The sequence below is a fragment of the Lichenibacterium minor genome, from assembly GCF_004137685.1.
In the GTDB taxonomy this organism is placed as follows: domain Bacteria; phylum Pseudomonadota; class Alphaproteobacteria; order Rhizobiales; family Beijerinckiaceae; genus Lichenihabitans; species Lichenihabitans minor.
Genome location: NZ_QYBB01000106.1, coordinates 1 through 4,398, shown reverse-complemented (window position 1 = coordinate 4,398; position 4,398 = coordinate 1). Strand labels below are relative to the sequence as shown.

General features: G+C 66.2%; 5 protein-coding genes. 4 read left to right on the top strand and 1 reads right to left on the bottom strand.

The window, feature by feature from the left end; genetic code table 11:
* Positions 1 to 136: 136 nt before the first annotated feature.
* Positions 137 to 1,255, bottom strand: coding sequence for an FAD-dependent oxidoreductase (locus D3273_RS27250; protein WP_129230124.1), 1,119 nt, complete (start codon positions 1,253 to 1,255; stop codon positions 137 to 139).
* 55 nt (positions 1,256 to 1,310) lie between these two features.
* Between D3273_RS27250 and D3273_RS27245 the strand changes: the two genes are divergently transcribed.
* From D3273_RS27245 to D3273_RS27230, 4 genes are all read left to right on the top strand, one after another.
* Positions 1,311 to 1,757: a MarR family winged helix-turn-helix transcriptional regulator gene (locus D3273_RS27245; protein WP_129230127.1), complete on the top strand. Its 447-nt coding sequence runs from the start codon at positions 1,311 to 1,313 to the stop codon at positions 1,755 to 1,757.
* A 178-nt stretch (positions 1,758 to 1,935) separates the two neighbouring features.
* Complete coding sequence (locus D3273_RS27240; RefSeq protein ID WP_245501419.1) at positions 1,936 to 2,862, top strand: LysR family transcriptional regulator; 927 nt, start codon at positions 1,936 to 1,938, stop codon at positions 2,860 to 2,862.
* Positions 2,863 to 2,964: 102 nt separating this feature from the next.
* Positions 2,965 to 3,852 (top strand): NAD-dependent epimerase/dehydratase family protein, encoded by an 888-nt coding sequence (locus tag D3273_RS27235; RefSeq protein ID WP_129230122.1) that lies wholly within the window; start codon positions 2,965 to 2,967, stop codon positions 3,850 to 3,852.
* A gap of 12 nt (positions 3,853 to 3,864) precedes the next feature.
* Complete coding sequence (locus D3273_RS27230) at positions 3,865 to 4,185, top strand: DoxX family protein (protein ID WP_129230120.1); 321 nt, start codon at positions 3,865 to 3,867, stop codon at positions 4,183 to 4,185.
* Positions 4,186 to 4,398 lie beyond the last annotated feature (213 nt).

Below are 4,398 nucleotides of genomic sequence, written 5' to 3'. Positions count from 1 at the left end.
GCCACACCGTCTGATAGGGAACCGGCACGGCCGCGCTTCGACGGACCGTCCCAGGCGGTTCGCTATGGGTACACCCATAAAGAACTAGCCTCCGATTTCGTCATCGAGGTGCTCGGGCGTGTCTCGGAGTGGCACGTCAGGCTGCCAATCGCTCCTTATAATGCGCAAGCACGTCCGCAAGTCCCGTCGGTGACACGGATCCCCGCAAGCCCTCGGCAGCTCCCTTGGCGGCCGGAATGGATCGCGCGATCATCCCTGCCTCGCAGCGCTCAACGGCCGACCAGCCCTCGCCGGATGTGATCGCATCGGCGAGGTCGACTGCGTCGGCCAGCGCCAAGTTGACGCCCTCGCCGCCGAACGGCGACATCAGGTGCGCCGCGTCGCCGAGCAGGGTCGCGCCTGGGCGGCTTGTCCAACGATGGCCAATCGGCATCGCGTAGAAAGGCCGCACTGCCAAGAAATCGCCGCTCTCGATCAGATGCAGCATGGACGGTCCCCATCCTGCGAAGGCCTGCAAGGCCGTCGCCCGTGCTGTCTCGGGCGCGAGCCGTGCCATTTCCCGTGCCTCTGCCTCCGGCATGCGCCAGCCGGCATAGCCGCGAATATGGCCGTGGCCGTTGCGCTGCGCGATCAGCACACGGCTGTCCCCGACGGCGAACATCTTGCCGCCGCCTACCAGTCTGTCGACCGTGCTGTGCCGGCGCACATCGTAGCCGAACTCGATCAGAGTGACGCCTTCATAGACCGGCACGGCATCAGTCAGAGCCTTACGGACCCGCGACCATGCGCCGTCGGCGCCGACGACGATGTCGAACGCCAGGGTCTCACTCCCGACCTGGAGCGTAGAGCCGGCCCGGTCACCGAGCGAGACATCCCCGACCTTGCTGCCCCAGCGAACCGTGCTGGGCGGGAGCGCGTCGAGCAGGATGCGGCGCAGTGCGGTGCGGTCGACCTCTGGCCTGTCGTCCCCATGGCCGTCGCGATCTAGCAGCAGCGTCCCGCGCTGATCATAGAGGGGGTCGCCCTGGTGCTCGGGTCGAGCCTCGGCGAGGAACGCCTCCTCAAGCCGAGCGAGGCGCATCGCGCGCTGGCCCGTGTCGGCGTGGAGGTCGAGCGAGCCGCCTTGAGGCCGTTCGTCCGCGTGAGCATCGCGCTCGAACACGGTCGCAGACACGCCACGCAGGTGCAGCAGTCGCGCCAGCATGAGCCCGCCGGGGCCGCCGCCGACGATAGCGACGCGGGACATCGTTGCCATGATCAGATCCTCCGATTACATAGGATCCTATACGATATGGATAAGGTCCTATGCAATGGATGTCGATCAGGATGAAACGATGCGGACGCCCGGCCACTACTTCAGCCGGATCACGCGCGGGCTAACGCGGATCGGCGACGTCCGGCTGCGGTCGCTCGGCTTCGCGACCGCGCAGCTTCCCGTGTTGAGCGTATTGAAGGACGGCGCCCGCATGTCGCAGGGCGAACTCGCGCGGCTGATCAGGGTCGAGCAGCCCACGATGGCGCAGCTCCTCGCCCGGATGGAGCGCGACGGCTTAGTTCGGCGAGAGCCCGATCCGTCCGACCGGCGCAGCAGCCTCGTGTCGCTAACCGAGAAGGCGCTCGCCAAGCTCCCTGCCGGCCGCGAGGTGCTGATTCAGGGCAATCGGGACGCGACGCGCGGCCTGTCCGCAGATGAGGTCGAGACGCTCATCGGCCTCCTGCGCCGCGTGCTGGAGAACGTGGAAGCGATGGACGCGTAGGTGCCTTATCATGCCCTGATCTGCACTGAACCGGACTGACGGTCTCCCGTCCACGTTCGTTGACCCCTGCGGTTCTCTTGAGGTGTACCCGTAAGTGACTTTCTGAGGAATATCCCCTCTCTTTCTCGAGATGTACCACCGATCAGGGACCCGTCCGCCGCTTTCGTGGCTAACCTCGATGCCCTATCAACGTCCGATGGATGTTGCCGGCTTCGACCTGAACCTGCTGAAGGCGTTCGACGCCCTCTATGCTGAGCGCCACGTCACTCACGCGGGGCTGCGCGTCGGCCTGAGCCAATCGGCGATGAGCGGTGCCCTCACCCGCTTGCGCGAGGTGTTCGAAGACGAGCTTTTCGTGCGGACCGCGGCGGGCATGCAGCCCACACCCCGTGCTCACGATCTCGCCGGCCCGGTCGCTGACGCTCTTCGCATCGTCCGGGGTGCGTTGCAGGTCGAAGGCTTCGATCCTGAAACCGCCGACCAGACGTTCACGATCGCGATGACCGACTATGCCGCTTTCGTCCTGTTGCCGCCGCTCCTGACACGCCTCAGCACTGAGGCACCTCGGGTCGACCTGCGCGTCCGGGGCATGTTCGGCCGGGACGAGGCGGTCGCGCTCCTCGACGGGGGCGAGGCCGATCTCGCGGTCGGTGTTCCAACCGACGTGTCAGCGCGCATCCTCGCGCGCCCGCTGTTTCGGGAAGGCTTCGCCTGCGTGGCGCGAAGCGGGCATCCAGCCTTCGCGGGTGGTGTCAGCTTGGGGGCCTTCGTGGCCGCGCCGCACCTTCTGGTCTCCCCTGAGGGTGATCGCTCGGGTCTGGTCGACAGCGAGCTGTCCAAGCTAGGGCTCAAGCGGCGCGTTGTGTTGAGCTTGCCGCAGTTCCTGGTCGCCCCATTCGTCATCGCCGAGACCGATCTCGTCGCGACGCTCTCGTCCCGCGTCGCGCGGCGGTTTGCGGAAACCGGGGTCGGCATTGCCGTGCACGAGCCGCCGATCGTGCTGCCGACCTGGCCGCTGGCGATGATGTGGCACCGACGGGCGGACACCCACGCAGCCACCGCTTGGCTGCGCGAGATCGTCGCCGAGGTCACCACCTCGACCTGATGTTATCGGCGCGGGCGATGTCGCCCCATCAGGACTCCCGATTTCCGTCCGAAGCATCCTTCCGCTTTTCTCAGCCTCACCGAGATCGAAGGGGTGACGGACATGCGGGTGCTGGTGACGGGCGCGACGGGGTTGATCGGGGGCGCTGTGGCGCGCCGCTTGAAGGAGGCCGGGCATGAGGTCGTGGGCCTCGCCCGTTCCGAAGCGAGCGCGGGCAGGCTGACGGGCGAAGGCTTCACGGTGATGCATGGTGACCTCTCCGACCCGGTGAGCATCGCTTCTGCGGCCCGTGTCGCCGACGCCGTCGTCCACGCCGCCTCACCGAACGATCAGAACACAGCCGCCCATGACGAGACGGCGACGCGCGCCTTTATCGAGGCGCTGCGTGGCTCGGGTAAGCGCTTCGCCTACACGAGCGGCTGTCTCGTCTACGGATCAACCGGCGACGAGCCCGCGACAGAAGACAGCTCGCTGAACCCGATCGACTTGGTGCGCTGGCGCCAGAAGCTAGAGGGCGAGATCCTGGAGTCCAAGACGACGGGCGTCCACCCGGTCGTGATCCGTCCAGCTTGGGTGTACGGCAACCGGGGCGGCACCGCGATGATGATGTACGGCTCGGCAAAGGAGTATGGCGCGGCGCGCTACGTCGGCGACGGGCAGAACCGTTGGACGACGGTCCATGCCGACGATCTAGCGGATCTCTACGTCCTCGCTCTTGAGCGCGCGCCCGCGGCCTCGATCTTCAACGGAGCTCATGGCGCGGCTGTCCCGCTCGTCGAGATCGCGCGTGCGGCGAGCGAGGGCGCTGGCAGTGAAGGTCGAGTGGCGGAATGGCCGCTGGACGACGCAAGGCAGGCGCTCTGGGGCTTCGCGGACGCGATCGCATGCGATCAGGTGATTTCGGGCGAACTGGCGCAACGCGAGCTTGGGTGGAGCCCGTCAAGGCACTCGATCATCGACGAACTGCGCTCCTACAGCGTGGGGCATTGAAGGAGTGCTGGGATGCTTCACAGTATTGTGCTTTGGCTGCTCGTCGTCGCATTCTTTGGTGCAGGGCTGTCCAACGCGATCGGTACCCGCACTACGCAGGACGACTTCGCCCGTTGGGGTTATCCGCGTTGGTGGTGTCGCGTGGCTGGCACCCTTGAGATCATGAGCGCAGGGCTGATCGCTCTTTCTGCCACCCGCGACGCGGGTATGGTGCTTGGTGCCGTCATCATCGCCGCTGCCATTGTCACGGTCCTGCGGTGCCGGGAGTTTTCACATACGGCACCGCTCGGCCTGTTCGCGGCTCTGCTCGTGCTGACTGTAACGACATCCTGACCTAAAGTACCAAGCCCAAATGGTTCGCTTGGGGTGTACCCAAAACGAACCGTCGGAACTGCATGGCTCGACGGGTCGAACCCTGTGCGTACGTCCGCTGTCAGGCCGGTCTTCATCCGCCTCGAATGACCCATTTGGTGAAGGGTTACGGACGGCGGCCGGCACTGGCCGAGCGTCTAGGCTGAGGGCCGCCGTCGGTAAGCCGCCCAAGGA

Coding starts and splice junctions, on each gene's coding strand:
- D3273_RS27230 (WP_129230120.1), top strand. CDS start 3,865: ATGCTTCACAGTATTGTGCTTTGGCTGCTCGTCGTCGCATTCTTTGGT.
- D3273_RS27240 (WP_245501419.1), top strand. CDS start 1,936: ATGCCCTATCAACGTCCGATGGATGTTGCCGGCTTCGACCTGAACCTG.
- D3273_RS27250 (WP_129230124.1), bottom strand. CDS start 1,255: ATGGCAACGATGTCCCGCGTCGCTATCGTCGGCGGCGGCCCCGGCGGG.
- D3273_RS27245 (WP_129230127.1), top strand. CDS start 1,311: ATGGATGTCGATCAGGATGAAACGATGCGGACGCCCGGCCACTACTTC.
- D3273_RS27235 (WP_129230122.1), top strand. CDS start 2,965: ATGCGGGTGCTGGTGACGGGCGCGACGGGGTTGATCGGGGGCGCTGTG.